At 35.6% G+C, this 21,823-nt stretch carries 16 protein-coding genes; 10 read left to right on the top strand and 6 right to left on the bottom strand.

Going from position 1 to position 21,823, the window contains the following annotated elements:
* The first annotated feature begins 143 nt into the window (after positions 1-143).
* The 6 genes from IPM51_11180 (at position 144) to panB (ending at position 10,850) form a co-directional block, all read left to right on the top strand.
* A complete protein-coding gene (locus tag IPM51_11180; GenBank protein MBK9284861.1) occupies positions 144-3,308 on the top strand; it encodes a gliding motility-associated C-terminal domain-containing protein in 3,165 nt (1,054 codons plus the stop codon).
* Between the two features lie 137 nt (positions 3,309-3,445).
* Entirely contained in the window at positions 3,446-7,252 is a 3,807-nt protein-coding gene (locus tag IPM51_11175) for a gliding motility-associated C-terminal domain-containing protein (GenBank protein MBK9284860.1), read from the top strand.
* A 111-nt stretch (positions 7,253-7,363) separates the two neighbouring features.
* Entirely contained in the window at positions 7,364-8,560 is a 1,197-nt protein-coding gene (gene sucC, locus IPM51_11170) for an ADP-forming succinate--CoA ligase subunit beta (protein ID MBK9284859.1), read from the top strand.
* Between the two features lie 21 nt (positions 8,561-8,581).
* A complete protein-coding gene (locus tag IPM51_11165) occupies positions 8,582-9,475 on the top strand; it encodes a hypothetical protein (GenBank protein ID MBK9284858.1) in 894 nt (297 codons plus the stop codon).
* Between the two features lie 9 nt (positions 9,476-9,484).
* Positions 9,485-9,970 carry a hypothetical protein gene (locus IPM51_11160; protein MBK9284857.1) on the top strand — a complete coding sequence of 162 codons (486 nt, stop codon included), beginning with the start codon at positions 9,485-9,487 and terminating at the stop codon, positions 9,968-9,970.
* 64 nt (positions 9,971-10,034) lie between these two features.
* Positions 10,035-10,850: a 3-methyl-2-oxobutanoate hydroxymethyltransferase gene (panB, locus tag IPM51_11155; protein ID MBK9284856.1), complete on the top strand. Its 816-nt coding sequence runs from the start codon at positions 10,035-10,037 to the stop codon at positions 10,848-10,850.
* A 1-nt stretch (position 10,851) separates the two neighbouring features.
* Here panB and IPM51_11150 read toward each other — a convergent pair whose 3' ends face one another.
* From IPM51_11150 to IPM51_11140, 3 genes are all read right to left on the bottom strand, one after another.
* The gene (locus tag IPM51_11150; protein MBK9284855.1) at positions 10,852-11,577 is read right to left on the bottom strand and encodes a dienelactone hydrolase family protein; all 726 of its coding nucleotides are present in this window, start codon (positions 11,575-11,577) and stop codon (positions 10,852-10,854) included.
* Positions 11,578-11,597: 20 nt separating this feature from the next.
* Entirely contained in the window at positions 11,598-13,808 is a 2,211-nt protein-coding gene (rnr, locus tag IPM51_11145; protein MBK9284854.1) for a ribonuclease R, read from the bottom strand.
* A gap of 103 nt (positions 13,809-13,911) precedes the next feature.
* Positions 13,912-15,183, bottom strand: a complete 1,272-nt coding sequence (locus IPM51_11140; GenBank protein ID MBK9284853.1) for a replication-associated recombination protein A — start codon at positions 15,181-15,183, stop codon at positions 13,912-13,914.
* Positions 15,184-15,258: 75 nt separating this feature from the next.
* Between IPM51_11140 and IPM51_11135 the strand changes: the two genes are divergently transcribed.
* Both IPM51_11135 and msrA read left to right on the top strand, forming a co-directional pair.
* A complete protein-coding gene (locus IPM51_11135; protein ID MBK9284852.1) occupies positions 15,259-15,783 on the top strand; it encodes a hypothetical protein in 525 nt (174 codons plus the stop codon).
* A 91-nt stretch (positions 15,784-15,874) separates the two neighbouring features.
* Positions 15,875-16,546: a peptide-methionine (S)-S-oxide reductase MsrA gene (gene msrA / locus IPM51_11130; protein ID MBK9284851.1), complete on the top strand. Its 672-nt coding sequence runs from the start codon at positions 15,875-15,877 to the stop codon at positions 16,544-16,546.
* Positions 16,547-16,550: 4 nt separating this feature from the next.
* On the opposite strand, the gene IPM51_11125 is transcribed toward msrA, so the two are convergent.
* Positions 16,551-17,387 carry a carboxypeptidase-like regulatory domain-containing protein gene (locus IPM51_11125; GenBank protein MBK9284850.1) on the bottom strand — a complete coding sequence of 279 codons (837 nt, stop codon included), beginning with the start codon at positions 17,385-17,387 and terminating at the stop codon, positions 16,551-16,553.
* Positions 17,388-17,448: 61 nt separating this feature from the next.
* Between IPM51_11125 and IPM51_11120 the strand changes: the two genes are divergently transcribed.
* The gene (locus tag IPM51_11120; GenBank protein MBK9284849.1) at positions 17,449-19,062 is read left to right on the top strand and encodes an ATP-binding cassette domain-containing protein; all 1,614 of its coding nucleotides are present in this window, start codon (positions 17,449-17,451) and stop codon (positions 19,060-19,062) included.
* Positions 19,063-19,479, top strand: coding sequence for a hypothetical protein (locus IPM51_11115; GenBank protein ID MBK9284848.1), 417 nt, complete (start codon positions 19,063-19,065; stop codon positions 19,477-19,479).
* On the opposite strand, the gene IPM51_11110 is transcribed toward IPM51_11115, so the two are convergent.
* Complete coding sequence (locus tag IPM51_11110) at positions 19,476-19,853, bottom strand: hypothetical protein (protein MBK9284847.1); 378 nt, start codon at positions 19,851-19,853, stop codon at positions 19,476-19,478. The genes IPM51_11115 and IPM51_11110 overlap by 4 nt on opposite strands.
* Positions 19,850-21,811 carry a PD40 domain-containing protein gene (locus IPM51_11105; GenBank protein ID MBK9284846.1) on the bottom strand — a complete coding sequence of 654 codons (1,962 nt, stop codon included), beginning with the start codon at positions 21,809-21,811 and terminating at the stop codon, positions 19,850-19,852. Before IPM51_11105 ends, IPM51_11110 begins: the two co-directional genes overlap by 4 nt.
* Positions 21,812-21,823 lie beyond the last annotated feature (12 nt).

The following is a 21,823-nucleotide window of genomic DNA, read 5'->3' as shown; positions in this document are numbered from 1 at the left end:
GAATCATTAAATTAGAACAAACGTAGAATTCTTTTTATTTCGGAAATTAATATGTTAAAATTACGTTTTTACTATCTCATTCACCAATTTATGTATTCTTGGCATAATATTTGTTAATTTTAAGTTATTAATAATTATATCCTATGAAGAATTTAAACAAACTGAGAAACAAATTAAGCGCATTATTAGTTTTGGCCTTGATTTTAGTGAGCTTTCAAAAAACCAAAGCTTGTACACCAATGGCTATTCCTACCTTAAGCGTGATATCTGTTTCCGGTGGTAGTTTAAATTTAACTTGGGTAAGTAATACCGCTTGGGCTTGTACATATGTAATTGAGTTGGAGCTGGAATGTTTAAATACAAATTTTGATGGTGTTGCTCCATTCTTCGTTTCAAATTCAATAACTAAACCCAATACACAGCCAATGAATTATCCGGTATGGGCCATTAACCTGGCAACTTTGTGTCCGGGTACAACCTATAAATTCAGGGCTAGAGAAAATAATATCGGAGGATTTACACCGAGTGGTTGGACGCCAACTTATACATTTACCACCCCTGGTAGTTTTATTTTACCCATTATTCAACCTATGCCTAACCCAACAATTTGTCCTACCAATACAACACAATTAACGGCCCAATTACAAAACGCTTGTGGGCCGGGTTCTATTACGTATAGCTGGTCACCGGCTCTTGGTTTAAGTTGTTCAACTTGTTCTAATCCTATTGCTAGTCCAACCAATCAAACTACATATACGGTTACCGTTCAAGGTGGTTCATTATCATGTTGGACCGCCACCAATGCGGTAACAGTTTATACAAGTAGTGGAAGTGCACAAGTTTTAGCTACAGCTACTCAAGTAAGCTGTTCCAATTCTGTAGCTGTAATTTCACTAACAACGGCGGGTTCGGCTTCTGTACCGGCTTCTGTGGTTTGGAGTCCGGCTCCTCAAAGTATTTCGGGTAATTCATTAGTAGGTACAGGTTTTCCTTCAGGAGTAGTTACAGTCACTGTAGTTGATGTTGTCGGTTGTGTAAAGACCGTTACTATAAATATTTTACCGGCTCCACCACCTGTTTCTTATACTATAGTTAATTTAACAGGAAGTAATTCTATTACTTGTACGAATCCAACAATTAATCTGGCGGTTATTAGTAATTACACTTATGGTCCTTTAACGTATTCATGGACTAGTCCATCTTTTACTTCTAATACTCAAACCGTTTCTATATCTGCACCAATACCTACTTTAACCTTATTAGGGATAGATCTCACAACAAATTGTTTTTTACAGAACACCTTATCAATTGGGATTAATACAACAGCACCAACTAATACAGTCAACCCAACTACACAAGTAATAACGTGTAATTCCGGGGCTCCGGTCACTTTTTCAGGTACAGTAACCAATCCAACCGTAAATGTTCAGCACGATTGGTACAGTCCGTTGAATCCTTTACCAGGCGGTGTTCCAATTGCCACTTCAAATAATACTATAAGTATTTTAAGTGGTGCAATTCCGCCGGGAGTTTATACATTAGTTACAACTAATTTAGTAAACGGTTGTACGAGTCAAAAAACGGTAACTGTTACTTCGTTATCAGCCTGGCCAACGTTTTCTTTGAGTAGTCCAACTAATTTCTCTGTCGGATGCGCACCGTTAAATAGTACTACCATTTCCATTATTAATCCGGTTTCAACACAAACACCGCCTGCCACATGTAGTTATACATTTTTAGCTCCAACATTTACAGGCGTTGTGACGCCTAGCGTTGTATTAGGAAATAATAGTTCAACCACCACCACATTGCCCGGAACCTGGACAGTAATTGTTCAGGATAATTCTAATTTTTGCAGAACTACCATTCAGGTTCCTGTGCTTCAGAACACAGTAGCGCCAAATGTTTCTGCTTTTATGATTACACAAACATTAACTTGCCGTACGCCAACATTTGTAGGTACAGGTACAACTACTACTCCTTTTACAAGTATTACTTGGAATGTACCTTCTACGCCCCCAACACTATCCACTCCAACATTAGTTATAGGTGACCCTGCGAATGGTCCAAATACAAGTACAACCGCCCTGACTTACGCTAATTTTACTGTAGTTGCCACCAATTCTTTAAATGCTTGTCAGTCAACTTCGGTTGTTACCATAAATCAAAATTTCAAACCGCCCATTTCAAGCCCTACAATTTCAATTGCGACACCTACTGCGATATATTGTACCGGAGCGTACGCACCTGTAGTATTGACCACAGGTAACAGTACCACTACTTCAGGTGGTGGGGCATTAGCATTTGTGGTTAATCCATGTTGGGAGGGCCCATCACCTCAAACGCCAACCTGCGGACCGTCATCTTATAGTTGTTATGTTCCGGGAGTATATTCATTAACTATAGAAGATAATTATAATGGATGCTTAAAAACCGGAACGGTGAATGTTTTGGATAGAACGCAACCGCCTGTAATTACAGAACCTGTTGCTCAAGCTACTTTAGATTGCGGAACCAGTCAGGCTACTATGATTTTAGCATTAACCGGAACAATGACTGGAGGTGTTAAATATTTAATTGATTATTATCCGCATGGTGCCGCCTTTTCTCCTACCAACGCAATAACGCATAATATTAATCCAATTTTAAGTGGAACGTCTTCGTCTACAATAAATGTTTCTGAACCGGGGTTATATTTTTATACAGTAACAAATACCTTAACCGGTTGTAAAGCGAATGGCACTGTAGAGGTGGTACCTGGCGATTTAAATGCCAATTTTGAAGCTAATCCATCTGTGGGTTATGCCCCGTTAACCGTTAATTTCACTAATCTTTCAAGTACAAGTTTGAGTTCTAATAGTATTATAACGGTTTGGAGTTTTGGTAATGGGACAAGTCAAACCACTACATCAAATATTAATACTTCGAGCATTTATAACGCTCCTGGGAGTTATACAGTTATGATAATTTCTACAAAAGGAACTTGTGTTGACACTGCATATAGAGTGGTGTTAGCAGAAATGCCATCAAAACTTGAAGTTCCGAATATTTTTACACCAAATGGAGATGGAAGTAATGATGTGTTTTTTCTAAAGGTGGCCGGAATCGGAGAAATACATGCTATCATTCATGACAGATGGGGAAATAAGGTTTATGAAACCAATTCAGCAACCGGCAATATTGCGTGGGAGGGTAAAAACTTCCAAGGGGCTGAATGTTCAGCAGGTGTTTACTTTTATATTATCACTGCCAAAGGCAAAGATGGTAAAGAGTATAGTAGTAAAGGAAATGTCACTTTAATGCGATAGTATCTAATAATTAATTGTAATGAAACCTCGATGTGTTAAAAAACATCGAGGTTTCATTTTTAACAATATTTGGTACGATTATTGTATTTATGTACTGAAAAGTTTTATCAAATAAAAAGATTAACATATAAAATAAAATGAAAAAAAACACAAAAATCATCGCGATCCTTTTTGCTATTATTACACTAGCAATCAGTGATTTAAGTGCTCAAGTACCGAATAAGGTATTCGCCAATTTTTGTAAGAATTACAATTTTGGTATAGATTCATTAAACGGCTTTGATGAGCAGTCAGCTTCAGCCGCCGCTATTAGCGAAGGCTTTACGGGAGAAGAATTTCCGGTAAAAATGTGGCAATTAAAAAGAGAGTTTGTTAACAGTAAATATGGTTTATGGCCACAAGTATCTAAGAAAACTGCTATTCAAAACTTCAATTTTGGGAATAATGTGGTAGTTCCGGCTTGTACTAATGAAGACTTTGAAGCTTCAACTCCGGCTCCGTTAACAGGCATTAATCAAATTGCAGGTTGGTCAATTACATCAGGTAATGTACAAGGTATTAATGATGCTTGTAATTTATTAGGATGTTGTCCAAATCCGCCTTATCAAGGTGCTTTGATTGATTGCCCAAGTGGAACAGGATATATTGATCCAAATATTGGTGGTGTATATCCTATTTATTCAGTTTTTGGTACCGGTGCGAATAATGGAAATGGGATTAACCCTCAAATTTCGTTCCCAATGCAAGGAACTAAAGTTATTCGAATAAATAACAACCAAAACAACTATAGCTTAGAAAAATTATCTAAAACATTTGCGGTTACCCCTCAAAATGCGGTATTTCAATTTGCATTTATGTCGGTGTTTTCTACCGGACATGGTTGCTGTGATGCTAGTTCATTTAAAATTTTAGTTTCAGTAGGCGGTAATACTTTATCTTGTCCGCAATTTTCAGTAGCTGCTCCAAGTGCTCAATGTACTACTGTAACTCCAATGCCATATTACTTAATGCCTTCAGGAAATCCATATACAGGAGGAAATGCGCAAGTTTTCAGTAAGTGGTTTATTAACTCTTTAGATTTAACTGCTTATCTAGGACAAAACGTAACATTAGACATTATTGTTGCGGATTGTACAGCTGGTGGTCACTGGGGTCAAGTTTACTTTGATGCCCAATGTTTACCAATGGATATTATAGGAAATGGTCAGGGATTCCCTGCCGGTACTCCAAGTATTACATTACCTACTTGTGGTGCTAACGGTGCAACTATTACTGCTCCTCCGGGACTAGGGCCTTACAGTTGGAATTCAGGACAAATCAGTATTCCTGCTCCATTAACTGTTCCGAATAATACAAACACTACTTTAGTTACAAATCAAAGTGGTACATTAATATTAACCATGCAGCCTCCGGGATCATGTGCTCCTATTAATAAAGTAATTACAGTAAGTATTACGCCAGCACCTATTGCCTTAATATCTGCCACTCAAGCGGGTTGTACAAACTCTTTATCAGTTGCACAATTAACTACAGCAGGGTCTGCTTCCGTCAACTCTACAATTACTTGGAGTCCGATACCGGGATCATTATCCGGAAACTCGCTCACGGCCACAGGTTTACCAATAGGAATAACTACTGTCGTCGTGCAAGATCCTTTAGGATGTAAAGTAACATTAACATTAAATGTTTTACCTGCCCCTCCTCCGGTAACCTTTACCGTTAATAATTTAACCGGTTCTTATTCTATAACTTGTATTAATCCAACAATTAATTTGCAAGCTGTATCTAATTACACTTATGGGACCTTGAATTATTTTTGGTCGAGTCCTTCCTTCACTTCAAACCAAGCGCAAGTAGGCATTACGGCTGCTAATAATATAACAGTTACTGCTACTGACCCTGCTACAGGTTGCTTCACAACAGAAATAGTATCAATTGCTATGTTTACTACGCAACCAACAAATACTGTAAATCCATTATCGCAAGCTATTACATGTAATTCTGGTGCGCCGGTAACATTTAGTGGAACAGTTTCTAATCCAACAGTTAATATTCAACACGATTGGTATAGCCCATTAAACCCTTTACCGGGTGGTGTTCCAATTGCGACTTCAAATAATACTATAAGTATTTTAAGTGGAGCAATTCCTCCGGGCGTGTACACCTTGGTAACAACTAATCAGGTAAACGGTTGTTCGTCTGCTAAAACGGTAACAGTTACTTCATTATCTGCATGGCCTACATTCTCTTTAAGTAGTCCAACCAATTTCTCTGTTGGATGTGCACCTTTAAACAGTACTACATTATCTATTATTAATCCGGTATCTACACAAACACCGCCGGCAACTTGTAGTTATACGTTTTTAGCACCAACATTTACAGGAGTAGTTACACCAAGTGTAATTTTAGGAAATAACAGCTCAACAGTAACTACGTTACCTGGAACTTGGACTATCATAGTGCAGGATAACTCAAACTTCTGTAGAACCACAATTCAGGTTCCGGTGTTACAAAACACAGTTGCGCCTAATGTTTCGGCATCATTATTTACTCCAACGCTTACTTGTAAAAACCCTACCGTAATTGCTACGGGAACAACTACAACAGGCAATACGATTATTACTTGGAATGTACCGTCAACGCCTCCAACCTTGTCAACTCCTACAGTAGTTATTGGTGATCCGGCAAATGGTCCAAACACAAGTACTACATCATTAACCTATGCTAACTTTACGGTTGTAGCAACAAACACGTTAAACGCTTGTCAATCTACTTCTGTGGTTCAGATTAATCAAAACTTCAAACCGCCGATTTCTAGCCCTACTATTTCTATAGCAACACCTACAGCTATTTATTGTAATGCAGGTAGTGCACCAGTAGTATTAACAACAGGTAGTAGTACAACCACTTCGGGTGGTGGCCCAAGTGCATTCGTTGCAAATCCTTATTGGGAAGGTCCGTCTCCTCAGGGAACGGTAGCAGGAGCATCTTCATACAGCTGTTATGTGCCGGGAGTATATTCATTAACGATAGAAGATAATTACAATGGTTGTAAACATACCGGTACTGTAAATGTTTTAGACAGGACCCAACCTCCTGTGATAACCAATGCTTTTGCTACTTCAACTTTAGATTGTGGTGGTGTTAATACAGCGGCTACTTTAAGCTTTGCCTTAACAGGAACAATGACAGGAGGTATCAGATACTTAGTAACAGAATACCCTTCAGGAACTGCCTTCACACCAACTAATGCAATCCAGGTGAACTTAAATCCATTATTGAGTGGTACTGCATCACAAAGCGTTTCAGTTGATAAATTAGGTGAATATGAATATATCGTTTCAAATACATTAACAGGTTGCCAGGCAATAGGACACTTTACTGTACTTCCTGGAGGATTAAATGCAGACTTTACTCCAGATGCACCAACAGGTTATGCACCTCATACCGTAGGTTTCCAAAATACATCGGCAAGTAGTGGTGGTAGCGGAAGCATTACTTCAGTTTGGAGTTTTGGTAACGGAACATCTCAAACAACTACCAACTCGGCCCTTTATACTTCAGCAACATATCCAACTCCTGGCACTTATACAGTAATGTTAATTGCTACAAAAGGAAGTTGTGTGGATACAGCGTATAAAATTATTACAGTTGATATTCCTTCAAAAATGGAAGTACCAAACGTATTTACGCCAAATGGAGATGGTAACAATGATGTATTCTTCTTAAAAGTGGCCAATCTAACTGAAATTAATGCTGTTATCCTTGATCGTTGGGGTAATAAAGTATACGAAACAACCAGTTCAACCGGTAATATTGCCTGGGATGGCAAGAATTTCTCAGGTAAAGAATGTGCTAGTGGTGTATACTTCTATATCATCAAATCAAAAGGAAAAGATGGTAAAGAATACGAACAAAAAGGAAACGTAAGCTTATTTAAATAATCCTCTAATCTTATAAATTAAATCCTTCCACTTCAAAATGGAGGGATTTTTTTTTGGCAAACGGTCAAATATGGAATAAAATCTTAAATTTGAAGCAATAAATATAGTTTTATGAATATACATGAGTACCAGGGTAAGAGCATTTTAAAAAGTTTTGGTGTAGCCATTCAAGAAGGTGTTGTAGCAGAAACCGTTGATCAAGCTGTAGCCGCTGCAAAGGAAATGAAAGCAAAATACAATAGTGATTGGGTAGTTATTAAAGCGCAAATACATGCAGGTGGAAGAGGTAAAGGCGGCGGAGTTAAACTAGCCAAGAATTTAGATGAAGTGAAGGAAAAAGCATCCGCTATTATAGGAATGAATTTAATTACCCCTCAAACTAGTGCTAAAGGTAAAAAGGTACACAAAGTATTGGTAGCCCAAGATGTTTATTATCCCGGAAATTCTCCAACCAAAGAGTTTTATATGAGTGTTCTATTAGATAGAGCAAAAGGAAGAAATACCATTATTTATTCAACGGAAGGTGGAATGGATATTGAAGCTGTAGCAGAACATACACCTGATAAAATTTGGAAAGAAGAAATTGATCCGCGTGTAGGTTTACAAGCTTTTCAAGCTCGTAAAATAGCCTTTAATTTAGGTTTAAGTGGTAATGCCTTTAAAGAAATGGTGAAGTTTGTCACTTCACTTTACAAAGCATACGAGTCTATTGACGCTTCATTATTTGAAATAAATCCCGTTTTGAAAACCAGCGATGATAAAATTATTGCTGTAGATAGCAAGGTTTCATTTGATGATAATGGTTTATTCAGACATCCGGACTATTTAGCTATGCGCGATAAAACAGAAGAAGATCCAACTGATGTAGAAGCTAAAGATGCAGAGTTAAATTATGTAAAATTAGACGGAAATGTGGGTTGTATGGTAAATGGTGCCGGATTAGCAATGGCTACCATGGATTTAATTAAATTAAGTGGTGGCGAACCTGCCAATTTTTTGGATGTTGGTGGTACAGCTAACGCTGAAAGGGTTGAAAAAGCCTTTAGAATAATATTGAAAGATGACAATGTAAAAGCAATTTTAGTTAATATTTTTGGCGGTATTGTACGATGTGATCGTGTAGCGCAAGGAATAGTAGACGCTTATAAAAACATGGGAAATATAAAGGTTCCTATCATCGTTCGTTTACAAGGTACAAATGCCGACGCGGCTAAGAAATTAATCGACGAATCAGGCCTGAAAGTCTATTCAGCAATTGAATTTAACGAAGCGGCAGCACTAGTTAATAAATTATTAAAAGGTAATTAAAAAAAACATATCTTTACTCCTATGAAGAAATCAACTTTATTATTTCTATCTACTGCTGCCATGTTTGCATTAAACAGTTGTGGTGATAGTGAAAAATCTGATGAAATTGTAACCACAGATTCTGTTAAAACTGAAACGGAAACAAAGGTAAACCCTGTTTCTGAAACTTTTTTTCAAGTTCCCTCTCCGGGTGAAATGCTAACCTTTATAAAAATGGTTGGTGGAAAGAATAATAAAAATATCACTTTCCTTAACTCAGCAAGTAATGAAAAAAATTACTCCGATGCTAAATCTAAAGCCTTAAATTTTGGTATTTATAGCTGTGATTTGAGTTACTGTAGTATTTTCGAAATCGGTTCTGAAGCTTTAAAGTATTTCAAAACTGTTAAAACTATGGGTGATCAAATTGGCGTTTCTACTGCCATTAAACCAGAAGTTTTAAAAAGATTAGAAAGCAATGTTGGATCGCCTGATTCTCTTGCTGTAATTACCGATGATGTTTACTTTTCATCGTTCGAAACTTTAGAAGATAGTAAACAAGGTCCAACCTTAGCACTAGTAGTTGCCGGCGGATGGATTGAGTCAATTTATATTGCAATTAACTTAGCTAAGTTTGAAGCTAATAGCCCGGTAATTGAAAGATTGGCCGATCAAAAGTATACATTAGAAAACTTAATCGAGTTTTTGCGTAAGCATGAAGCTGACCCTGATGTACAAGCTGTAAAAGCAGACTTTGAAGGTTTATTGGCAGAGTTTAATAAAATTAATGTTCAAGATGCAGCCGATGTAAAAAAGAAGGACGACAGCAAAAAACTTTTAGCAGGTGGTCAGCAATTAGTAATGAGCGAGGAAGTTTACAAGGGAATTGTAGAAAAGATCAAGACAATACGTAACTCTTATACACAAACTAAATAAGAATTAGCCATGAAAAATATTATAACCATAATTTTAGCTGTTTTTATCAGCAACGCAATATTCTCTCAAGCGGGAGTTTGCGGTAAGTTCCATCAAAAATATTGTGTGTTGGAAAAAGCAAAAAACGAAAAATGGCAATACAACGCGCAAAGTAAGAGTGGATTATTTAATCAGGGAATGACTTCAAAGCTTCGTTGCGTTATTTACAAAGGAATGGATTACAGAATTTCCGTTTGTTGCGAAACTGTTTTAGGAGATAAAGTAAATTATAAGATTCTGGATGCGCGTACAAGCGAAATGTTATTTGATAATGCTACTGCTGAAGATACCCAGATTTTTGAATTTCAAAGTGTAAGCACTCGTCAGTTAATCATCGAAGTAATGGTTCCTACAGGTGCAACCGAGAAAGATAAGCACAAAGCTACAGATGCAGCATGTGTTGGTTTATTAATTGAACACAAAGTAACCGATAAACAAGGTTTCTCTCAATATTAAAATTTTAATTTTTAAGTTAAACCCAGCCTTCCTTATCTGAAGGTTGGGTTTTTGTTTTTAAGAAATGCCGGGCCCAAAAGTCATAAAAAAAGTAACTACCCATGTGCTTCAGGAGATGAAGCAACGTGGTGAGAAAATATCTATGCTAACTGCATACGATTACACCATGGCCAAGATTTTAGATAGCTCTGGTATTGATGTTATTTTGGTTGGAGATAGTGCCAGTAATGTAATGGCTGGTCATGAAACTACTTTACCTATCACGCTCGATCAAATGATTTATCATGCCTCTAGTGTTATCAGAGCGGTTAATAGAGCCTTGGTGGTGGTTGATTTACCTTTTGGCGCCTATCAGGCCAATTCAAAGGAGGCTTTAAATTCTGCTATTCGGATTATGAAGGAGAGTGGAGCACACTCGGTTAAGTTAGAAGGCGGTAAGGAAATAAAAGAGAGTATAGAGCGTATTTTAACTGCAGGTATCCCGGTAATGGGGCATTTGGGCCTTACCCCGCAAAGTATTTATAAATTCGGGACGTACACAGTACGAGCAAAAAAGGCGGAAGAAGCAAAGCAATTAGTGGAAGATGCCCAATTACTTGAACAGTTCGGATGCTTTGCTATCGTATTGGAAAAAATTCCGGCTAAGTTGGCTGAAAAAGTGGCTAAATCTGTTAATATTCCAATTATCGGAATTGGTGCAGGGGGAGGCGTGGATGGACAAGTGCTGGTAACACACGATATGCTAGGAATGACCAGTGAATTTTCTCCTCGATTTTTGAGAAGGTATTTGGATTTAAATAAACAAATGAGTGATGCATTCAAAAAGTATATTGCCGAAGTAAAAAGTCGCGACTTCCCGAATTCTAAAGAACAGTATTAATTTATTTTTTCTTTTCTGACTTTAAGTTACTCCTTAGCCAGGCATTAATATCATTTAACTCTGAACCATTAATTGAATGCGGAATTTCATATTCTTTATAAGTTAATCGTGCCTTTATTTCCGTTAAATATTTTGAAACATCTTGACTTTCTTTTATTGAAATTACATTATCCATTGAGCCGTGTGCAATAAAATAATTTACTTTAAGTAATTCAGAAGTTTTGTTTTTTTGTTTTTTTGTCTCTTCAAGTAATAAACCGCTAAGCGCTGCAATCCCTTTTATTTTATTAGAATTTCTAAAGGCCAAATCATAACACATAATTGCACCTTGGCTAAAGCCAATAAGAAAAACCTGGGTGCTGTCTAAATGATAAGCTTTGCATGCATGACTAATAAATGATAAAATTTTGTTACGGCTATTTGAGACTTCGGTATAGTTGTGCGACATTTCGTTATTATTCCTTTTTAAATCATACCAAGAAGCACCGTCGAATCCGGAAGATTTATATGGCCCCCTTAATGAAAAAGTCATGAATTTAGGATCAAAAGATTTACAAATTTCAAATAAGTCTGATTCATTGCTTCCATAACCGTGCAATAAAATAACTACCGGTGTCTTGTCGCTTTTTTTAGTTGGTTTATTAAACTTATAAATTAATTCCGTTTTTATTTCTTGCGCCAAAAGTGCGTTTGACAGAATAATAAAAAGTATAATTAGTTTTTTCATTTTTTCTTTTTAATTTGAATTTACCTACGTCTTCTTTTTTTACCCGGGTTTCTTTTTTCTACTGAAGCGGTTAGTTCATTGATATCTGCAAATTGATAATTCAGTTGTTTTTTTAATAAATCAGCACTCACCACAATTACTTGCACAGCATCTCCAAGTGAATAAATTTTGCCGCTGTTTCGTCCAACATATCGGTAATTATCTTCATCAAAAATATATTGGTCACCTTTAATATCTCGGATTCGGATCATGCCTTCGCATTTATTTTCAACAATCTCCACATATATACCCCATTCAGTAACACCTGTAATCACTCCATCAAACGTTTCTCCAAGTTTATCAGACATGAATTCAACTTGTTTGTATTTGATGGAAGCTCTTTCAGCTTCGGCAGCCGCTCTTTCCATTTCACTGGAATGTTTACAAAACGCCTCTAGTTCTGCAATGCTAGCGTAAGATTCACCTTTTAAGCGAGCATCCAATAAGCGATGAATTAATACATCGGGATATCTTCTGATGGGTGAGGTAAAGTGTGTGTAATATTCAAATCCTAAACCATAATGACCCACATTCTTTGTAGTGTAAATTGCTTTAGGCATGCTTCGCACAGCCAACAATTCCATCATGCTTTGTTCTTTTTTATTTTTTACATCTTGTAAAAGTTTATTGATGGATTGAGAAACTTTTCTTTTATCTGAAATATTCATTTTATGCCCAAATCTAGCAGCCATTCCGCTTAACTCCTGTAATTTTTCATCATTTGGTATATCGTGAATACGATAAATGCATAAATTCTCGTTACTGTTTTTAGTTTTTTTAGTATTGGTTTTACCTTCTTCCTTTTTTCCACCCAAAAATTCGGCAACTTTTCGGTTCGCCAATAGCATAAAATCTTCAATTAATTTATGCGCATCTTTTTGCGTTTTGAAAAACACACCAACCGGACTTCCTTCATCGTCTAACTTAAATTTCACTTCGGCTTTATCAAAGAAAATAGAACCATGAGCTGTTCGTTCTTGTCTTAATTTTTTCGCCAGTTTATCAAGCACTAAAATTTGGGTGCTATATTCGCCCTTTTGTTCTTCAATTATGGTTTGAACTTCTTCATAGGCGAATCTTCTATCACTTAAAATTATGGTTTTACCAAACCATTGGTTGTGAACCACAGCGTTATCATCCATTTCAAAAACAGCACTAAAGCAATATTTTTCTTCATCAGGTCGCAATGAACAAACAAAATTACTTAACACTTCGGGAAGCATAGGAATGCATCTATCAACTAAATACACACTAGTTGCTCTGTTTAATGCTTCTTTATCCAAAGCTGTTTTAGGTTTTAAATAATGCGTAACATCTGCAATGTGTACACCCACTTCCCATAAACCATTTTCTAATTTTTGTAGAGAAAGTGCATCGTCAAAATCTTTTGCATCGTTAGGATCAATGGTAAAAGTTGTGATTTTCCGAAAGTCGCGTCGCAATTTTATTTCCTCTTCAGTAATTTCTGTAGGTAATTTTTTTGCTTCATACTCAATGGCATCCGGAAATTGTGTGGGCAAACCATATTCAGCCATGATGGCATTCATTTCTGTTTTATGTTCACCCGGATTGCCAAATACTTGAATAACCTCAGCGGTTGGATTTTGTTCTTTTTCTTTCCATTCGACTAACCGTATCAACACTTTTTGTCCGTCTTTTGCACCGTTGATTTGATTGAGTCGAACAAAAAAATCAACATGAATTTTAGAATGATCTGCAATTACAAATGCGAATTTCGGACTAATTTTAATGGTTCCTACAAATTCTGTTTTTGCCCGTTTAATTACTTCTACTACTGTTCCTTCCTTACGTTTCCCTCTGTGCTTGGAGTCCAGCTGAATTTTTACCAAATCGCCTTGCAGTGCATCCTTTGTTTTTTTAGCAGGAATGTAAATATCACTATCGCTATCACTGTGTATAACAAAAGCTGTGGCTTGCGATGTAAAATCAATAGTGCCGGTAATAAATTTTTTTGTTTCTTTTACCTGAAATTTTCCAACTTCTCCTTCTATCACAAATCCTTGTTGTTTTAAAGCTTGTAATACCTCTATTAATTCAACACGATCACTGTCGTTACTTAATTCCATGGCGGCGCCAATTTGTTTGTAGTTAAAACTTTTTGAATCGTTGTGTTTCAAAAAATCCAATACTTCTTCAAAAAGGTATCTTTTATTTTTCTTCTTTTTTGTCATTCGGAATTAAAGATAAAGATGATTTGTGGTTTTAAAATGCATTGTTAGTATAATATTTAAAAATGACAAAAGAATTTAATACTAAAACAAATGAAGTAAAGAATTAATAGCCATATTTTTCTTTCCATAAAAATTTAAGCCATTTTTGTTGTTCTTGCTCTCTGATATTATTGCCGGGTTTATAAATGGTGTAATTGCTTAGTGCTTCCGGTAAAAATTCAAGCGGTACAAAATTATTTTCGAAGCTATGTGCATATTGGTATTCGGCACCGTATCCAATTTCTTCCATTAATTGCGTTGGCGCATTTCGCAAGTGCAGGGGAACCGGTAAATCTCCGTTTTTATTCACGAGATCGTATGCCGTTTGTATGGCTTGATACGATGCATTACTTTTTACGCTACAAGCTAAATAACTGGTGCATTGCGCTAAAATAATTCTGCTTTCCGGCATGCCAATTGTTTGCACGGAATTGAAGCAAGCGTTTGCCAATAAAAGGGCGTTTGGATTGGCATTACCAATATCTTCACTAGCCAAAATTAACAAGCGGCGAGCAACAAATAAAGGGTCCTCTCCACCTTTTAGCATGCGAGCCAAGTAATACAAAGCAGCATTAGGATCGCTACCACGTATAGATTTTATAAAGGCTGATATAATATCGTAATGTTGTTCGCCGTTTTTATCATATAAAGCTAAGTTCTGCTGGATGGTTTTGGTAACCATTTCGTTTGTAATTTCTAATACTTCGCCACCGTTAGCATTCACCACAATTTCTAAGGCATTATAAAGTTTACGGGCATCTCCTCCACTAATTCTTAGTAAAGCCTGATGTTCAACCAACTTTATTTTTTTATGCTTTAATATTTCATCCTGCACTAAAGCTTTTTGAATTAACTGAATTAATTCATTTTCGTTTAGTGGTTTTAAAATATAAACCTGACAGCGCGATAATAAAGCAGAAATAACTTCAAAAGAAGGGTTTTCAGTTGTTGCTCCAATTAATGTAACGGTTCCTTTTTCAACGGCACCCAATAATGAATCTTGCTGAGATTTGCTGAAGCGATGAATTTCATCAATAAAAAGTATGGGTTTTTTTTGATTGAAAATGTTATTATCGCCGGCTTTTTCAATAACTTCTCTCACATCCTTTACTCCGCTGTTAATTGCACTAAGCATATGAAAAGGCCTGTCTAATTCATGCGAAATAATGTTGGCTAATGATGTTTTACCTACGCCCGGTGGTCCCCATAATATCAAAGAGGGTAGCAGGTTTTGTTTTATGGCATTACCCAATGCGCTTCCTTCACCAACTAAATGTTGCTGCCCACAATACTCTTTTAAGGAGGTTGGCCTCATTCTTTCGGCTAATGGCTTCATTTCTTTAAATAATTTAACGGCAGATTGTTGAATAAATTTGTATTTTTACGTAGATAAAAATAAGACTATTTTGGTATGAATTTAAAGAAACTTATCCCCCTTATTACTTCGTTATTGATTCTTAATTTGTCTTTTATTGCAAAAAATAAAGATGAAAAAGATCCGCTACACAAACGGGATTTCAATTTAGGCTTAACAGAGGTAAAGGATGGTCAGCCTCAGAAAAAAAGATTGACCGACTTGATGAGTTTTAAGAACGGGCAGCTTTATAGTGATTTTTTGAAAGATAAATTTGGTTATAAATGGGTAAAATACAGAATAGATAAAGATTCTATTTATAATGATGTTGAAACAGATTCGGAAATCAGATATATTCAAATTGAAGCCATCAGCACGGATGAAAGTAATACCACGCTCACTGTAAATTTAATTATAGAAGATTGGGATATTGAAGGAACTATAAAAATTACTAAAAACGATAAGCCAAAGAGGTATTATGATGTAGTTGGGCGTGAAAAAGGCGGAAAACCTAAAAAGCTTAAAAAGAAGGATAAGGAAGCAGAAGCCGGTAAAATGAAGGAACCGCCTAAGGAGGATTAGTTGTTAAAAAATCTCAAATAAGAAAATCGCCGGTAAGTTTGGCTCTATTCATTCGTCTATTTAACTGAATTTAAAATTAAGTAAGATGAAAATGAAAAGTTCAGTTTTAATTGTATCAAATATTTTTTTTGGCCTATTTTCACTTTTCATGGTGAATGCCTGTGGTCAGAATCCTCAAATTGAATCAAAACAAAAAGAAGCTATGTCAATTAACATAAATTCGGATAACAATAAAGATACCGCCACCTTTGGTGCAGGTTGTTTTTGGTGCGTTGAAGCCGTTTTTCAACAATTAAACGGCGTTGAGCATATTGAAAGCGGATATAGCGGTGGTACAATTAAAAACCCTGCGTATCGAGAAGTTTGTGAGGGTACAACCGGACATGCAGAAGTTTGCCGAATAATTTATGATCCGCGCAAAATTAATTTTGATGAATTATTGGAAGTTTTTTGGAAAACACACGACCCTACCACGTTAAATCGTCAGGGAAATGATTTTGGTACACAATACCGTTCGGTTATTTTTTATCACAATGAAAATCAAAAAGCAGCTGCGGAAAAATATAAAGCCGAGATTAATAAAAGTGGTGCATATCCTACTGACATTGTAACAGAAATTAGTCCGCTTATTAATTATTATCCTGCGGAAGATTATCACCAGAACTATTATAATTTAAATGGTTCGGAAGGTTATTGCAGGTATGTGATACAACCTAAGTTGGAGAAGTTTGAAAAGATTTTCAAACATAAAATGAAAAAATAAATTTTCATTTAGCGGGGTAAGCTACCTTAACTTGTAATTCAGCACCACCGCCTCTTGTTTTGTTCCACCACTCATAGGCTGCAGGTCTCACAAATGCCGGTTGAGCGTTGGCGCCTGAATAACAGAATTTAGAAATATCTATTTCTTCTTCTAAACATTCAATGCTTATGAAAAAATCGTGTTCGGTATTGAGTTGATATTTTCTTAAATCTAAAGTGTAGAGACCTTTTTCAATTCCGATTTTAAATAAAATAGGTCTTCTAAGAAACGTTCTCCATCTTGGCCATTTTTTTGGTGAAGCTTCGTAAAACATCAAACGGAATTGTAATGAATCGGTGTATTTATTTTGAATGATGTAAAATGAGAATTCCTGAATATAAACATGTCTTCCTTCTTTGTTTCCGGCTAAGGATGCCGTTTCTGAACCTTGCCAGTTTTTACTTCCCTTCACAAAACCTGTACAATTATTAATGGTGAATTTTTTGGCGCCTAATATTTCCGTTTTCAGTTTTTTTGATTCTATAATTATTTCGTCTAATTCATTAGCCAATTTCTCTAATTGAATGGTTTTGTACATGTGATTTTCAAATTCCCGTACAGAAAATATACGTGTTTTATATCCAATAGCAGAAATTTGAATGCTGTCGTTAGGTGTTACTAGTTTGCTTTCAAAAATGAAGTGTCCTTGCTCATTGCTAAGTGCACCAATTGCTTTGTTTACGATGCCAATTGCCGCAAAGGGTATTACTTGAGTAGAGTCCATTTCTGTTAGCTTGCCCTGAAAAACAGATTGGGCGTAAAAGCTGAATGGAATAAAAAAAGAAAAAATTACTTTTTTCATACTGTAAAACTAAGAAAGTCCCGGCTAAATTGAGTACTTTTGTGCCTTAATTTTTTTAGATATGATTACAGTTACAAATGTGAGTTTACAATACGGTAAAAGGGTGTTGTTTGATGAGGTGAATGTGAAATTTACGCCGGGTAATTGTTATGGAATTATAGGAGCGAATGGAGCGGGTAAATCTACTTTCATGAAAATTCTGAGTGGAGAAATTGATCCTACAAAGGGACAGGTACATATTATGCCCGGGCAAAGATTGAGTGTTTTAAAACAAGATCATTATGTGTACAATGAATTTACAGTTTTGGATACGGTGATGATGGGAAATAAACGTTTGTATCAAATCTTAAAAGAAAAGGATGCCATTTATGCGAAGCCCGATTTTTCGGAAGCGGATGGAATAAAGGCAAGCGAATTGGAAGCAGAATTCTCAGAAATGAATGGTTGGGATGCGGAGAGCGAGGCGGCTACATTATTAACTAATATGGGTATTGCACCGGCTTTGCATCAGCAATTGGTGAAAGATTTAAATGGTAAGGAAAAGGTAAAAACTTTATTGGCACAAGCCCTTTTTGGTAACCCGGATATTTTATTATTGGATGAGCCCACAAATGATTTGGATGTGGAAACCATTGCCTGGTTAGAGAATTTTTTGGCCGATTTTAATAATACAGTTATTGTGATTAGTCATGATCGACATTTTTTAGATGCCGTTTGTACCAGTATATGCGACATTGATTTCGGAAAATTAAATATTTACACGGGTAATTACAGTTTTTGGTATCACATGAGTCAGTTGCAATTGAAACAACGCAGCGATCAAAACAAAAAGATAGAAGATAAGCGTGCCGAATTACAAGATTTTGTAAGGCGATTTAGCGCTAACGCCAGTAAAAGCAAGCAGGCTACCAGCAGAAAAAAGTTATTGGAAAAGTTAACGGTAGATGAAATTCCGGCAAGTACCAGAAAATATCCGGCTATTATTTTTAAGCAAGAACGTGAAGCCGGCGATCAAATTTTGCATGTTGAAGGTTTGGGATTTAAAAGTGACAGCGGTACTTTATTTAGTGGATTGAACTTGAATGTGAAAAAAGGGGATAAAATAGCATTTATCAGTCGTAACCAATTAGCAGTTTCTGCATTATTCAATATTTTAGCAGATGAGGAGACCAAATTTACCGGTAAGTTTACTTTTGGCACTACAATTTTTAAAGCACATTTGCCGAATGAAAATGAAAGTTTTTTTAAAAGTGATTTGAATTTAATTGATTGGTTAAGGCAATTCAGCAAAGATAAAGATGAAACTTATATTCGCGGATTTTTGGGTAAAATGTTGTTTAGCGGAGAAGAGGTGTTAAAGAAGTGTAATGTGTTAAGTGGAGGAGAGAAGGTGAGATGTATGACAAGTAGATTAATGTTGCAGAATCCGAATTTGTTGATTTTAGATGAGCCAACTAATCATTTGGACATGGAAAGTATTATTGCTTATAATGATGCCATGAAAGATTTTACGGGCACAATTTTATTTACCAGTCATGATCATGAATTGGTGCAAACAGTTGCCGGGCGAATTATAGAAATTGGTCCTAAAGGGTTTATGGATAAAGTTTGCACTTATGACGAGTATTTAACTAATGAAGGATTTAAAGAACAACGTGAAAAGCTGTATAATTGATTGAAAACAGGTAAGTATATCTTAGCATTTGTGATTGGTTTTGCTTTTGCCATTAAAGCTCAAGAGCCCCTTACCATCAAAGTTCGTAAAGAGCAACGATTAGCCAAAGCTTATTTTGATAATACCGAATTAAAACTTTCTGCTATTGATAAATTCGGTAATGTGAGTGCAAATAGAATCACTTCTTTTAAATTCTGGATTAAAGGAAATCGAAATCCAATTAATGGATTTGATAACAATTTAGGTCCGGAAATATCCAAAGAATTAAATAAGCTTAAAAAATCAACCAAAATTTACTTTACTGATATTTATGTTTTGGATGATGAAGGACATCCGTTAAAATTACCAGATTTGTACGAAATTTGGTTTCCGAATTGCGTGAATTGCGATGTTGTTAAAAAGAAAAAGCGACACTAAAAGTATTGTTTTAACCAATTAAGCGCTTCTTCTTTATTTTTAAAAAATTCGGTTGGCCTACTTTTCCCTATAAATCGTTTATAAAGACTGGCCAGTATTCTTTGGGCGATTGAAGAAAGTACAAAGGCATCAGCTTTATTAAATGGAGCGTTATCATCGTTTGAAAGGTGTTTTAAAAATTCTGCCTGGGCAATTGCTGTTGGGTGTGGTAAAATTAAAACGGGGTACTTTCCGGGGTCAATTTCTTTCTGAAACTGCACAGTTATTTTTAAATCTTCTTCCGTAAAGTCAACATCTTCAAAAATAATAAACTCATAGTACTTTTTGTTTATTAATTCTATACTGAATCTTTCGGTATTTTTTATTGCCCTCATTCAATAATATTCTTTGATAGCAACTCGTTTAGGTAAAGTCTTTGTCCCTTGTATTCTGCTATGATGAATGAATCTTTTAATACGTTTGCAGTTATTAGTTTATTTAATAATTCAAGCGCATCATTATAACTTTGGTAATTGCCCATAAAAAAGCGGGTGATATAATCATTTTCAGTACGTCGGATTATTTTAGGGAATCCCATTACATTATTGTAATTGAAATTTTCAAAGAATTTGTAAGCTGCAATTTGAACTTTAAATACTAATTCATCTTTTGTATAATTTCCAAACTTAGCGGCAAAAGAAGCCTGATCAAAATTTAATTGTAAATTATCTTTTTCTAGTTCTGCTAATTTTTTATCAAATTCAGGTGAAGTGAAGTCGGCAAATACATTTAATACAACAAAAGAATCAATACCAACTGTATTCAATTCAATAATCTGTTGTGGAAAATCATTGGTTTTTACTATAATTTCATATTTGTCACCGGCCGGTAAATTCACCATAAAACTACCATCTTTTTTATTGGATTTGGTATATAAATTAAATTTATTGTGTTTTAAAAGCGAGTTGATTTCAATCTCAGCTCCTATAGCTTTCCCGTCTTTACTCGTAAATCCATTTACTTCCAGTAATTCTACCGGCATGCCTGGAATACCGGGTTCAATTTTGTAAATATCCTGATCGCCTCTTCCTTCTGCTTGGTAAGATGAATAATACGCCACTTTTCCATCAGCCCTTGTAATAAAATATTTATCATCATTTTTGCTATTGATAGGCGCACCTAAATTATAAGGTTTTGTCCATTCATTATTTTTTAAATCACATCGAAATATGTCATAACCGCCTAAACTATTTTGATTGTTGGAAGAGAAAAATAAAATTTTACCATCGGCTGTAACAAATGGAGCGTCTTCGTCATATTTAGTATTTATTTGCGGCCCCATGTTTTTGATGTTTCCCCACAAATTATCTTTTATTCGTTCAGCTGTATATAAGTCTTTGCCTCCTAATCCACCTTTTCGTTCGCTGGCAAAAATGATAGTATTTTGGTAAGGAATAAAGCATGCGCTACCGTCCCATTCGTGACTGTTTAATCCGGCTTGGTAAACAGGCTTTGTATATTCATCGTTCACTAACTTGCTCAAATACAAATCTCCTTTTCCTGCACCATTGTTACGATACACAAATAATTCGGTGCCATCCGGATTTAAAGAAACAGCGGCATCATGCAAAATGGTATTTAAATTATTGATCGGAACCGGTGAGGTCCAGCTGCTGTCATTTATTTTATGGGAAATGTAAATGTCTTCAAAAAACATATCCAACTTATCTTTGGTTTGGCTGTTGGCATTTTTAATTTTTTGTTTGCCTCCTTTTGACTTCGATCCTCTATAGGTGAAAATCATCATGCTTTCGTTGGAAGTAATTAAAGGTGCGTATTCGGAGGCATCACTGTTAATTGGCAATCCAATGTTTTTTATTCTTACTAAGTTTTTTTTGCTTTTATATTCATTTATCTTTTCGCATCTTATTAGTCGTAAATTAATTTCATTAATTAATTCTTTGGGGTCGTGATTGTTTTGTGCAATTTCCAATGCTTTTTTGTAAAATGAAATGGCATCATTAATGCTGTCATTTCTTTCATAAGCAAAACCCATATTAAAATAAAACCCGTTTATCTGAGCTGCATTTTTTTCTGCTTTGTGAAAGTATATTAAGGCTTTATTTGGTTTATGAATGTGATAAGAATAACAGATGCCGGTGAGATAATATAATTCCGGTAGTTCTACACTATCCGCAATAATATTTTCAAAATGAGGTAAGGCATCTAAATAATAGTCTTGATTAAACTCATGACGGCCTTTATCAAATTCCTCCAATTGTTTACCTTTTAACGAGGAAGTAATTTTATCAAACAGAACCGGACTTACCTGGGCATGGTAAAAACTTGCCAATAAAGCTATGAA

It is taken from the genome of Sphingobacteriaceae bacterium (assembly GCA_016715905.1).
Classification (GTDB): Bacteria; Bacteroidota; Bacteroidia; order B-17B0; family Aurantibacillaceae; genus Aurantibacillus.
This window is presented reverse-complemented; position numbering and strand designations above follow the sequence as displayed.

Excerpts from the sequence above, each read along its gene's own strand:
- IPM51_11180 (MBK9284861.1), top strand. The coding sequence starts at position 144 with ATGAAGAATTTAAACAAACTGAGAAACAAATTAAGCGCATTATTAGTT.
- IPM51_11175 (MBK9284860.1), top strand. The coding sequence starts at position 3,446 with ATGAAAAAAAACACAAAAATCATCGCGATCCTTTTTGCTATTATTACA.
- sucC (MBK9284859.1), top strand. The coding sequence starts at position 7,364 with ATGAATATACATGAGTACCAGGGTAAGAGCATTTTAAAAAGTTTTGGT.
- IPM51_11165 (MBK9284858.1), top strand. The coding sequence starts at position 8,582 with ATGAAGAAATCAACTTTATTATTTCTATCTACTGCTGCCATGTTTGCA.
- IPM51_11160 (MBK9284857.1), top strand. The coding sequence starts at position 9,485 with ATGAAAAATATTATAACCATAATTTTAGCTGTTTTTATCAGCAACGCA.
- panB (MBK9284856.1), top strand. The coding sequence starts at position 10,035 with ATGCCGGGCCCAAAAGTCATAAAAAAAGTAACTACCCATGTGCTTCAG.
- IPM51_11150 (MBK9284855.1), bottom strand. The coding sequence starts at position 11,577 with ATGAAAAAACTAATTATACTTTTTATTATTCTGTCAAACGCACTTTTG.
- rnr (MBK9284854.1), bottom strand. The coding sequence starts at position 13,808 with ATGACAAAAAAGAAGAAAAATAAAAGATACCTTTTTGAAGAAGTATTG.
- IPM51_11140 (MBK9284853.1), bottom strand. The coding sequence starts at position 15,183 with ATGAAGCCATTAGCCGAAAGAATGAGGCCAACCTCCTTAAAAGAGTAT.
- IPM51_11135 (MBK9284852.1), top strand. The coding sequence starts at position 15,259 with ATGAATTTAAAGAAACTTATCCCCCTTATTACTTCGTTATTGATTCTT.
- msrA (MBK9284851.1), top strand. The coding sequence starts at position 15,875 with ATGAAAAGTTCAGTTTTAATTGTATCAAATATTTTTTTTGGCCTATTT.
- IPM51_11125 (MBK9284850.1), bottom strand. The coding sequence starts at position 17,387 with ATGAAAAAAGTAATTTTTTCTTTTTTTATTCCATTCAGCTTTTACGCC.
- IPM51_11120 (MBK9284849.1), top strand. The coding sequence starts at position 17,449 with ATGATTACAGTTACAAATGTGAGTTTACAATACGGTAAAAGGGTGTTG.
- IPM51_11110 (MBK9284847.1), bottom strand. The coding sequence starts at position 19,853 with ATGAGGGCAATAAAAAATACCGAAAGATTCAGTATAGAATTAATAAAC.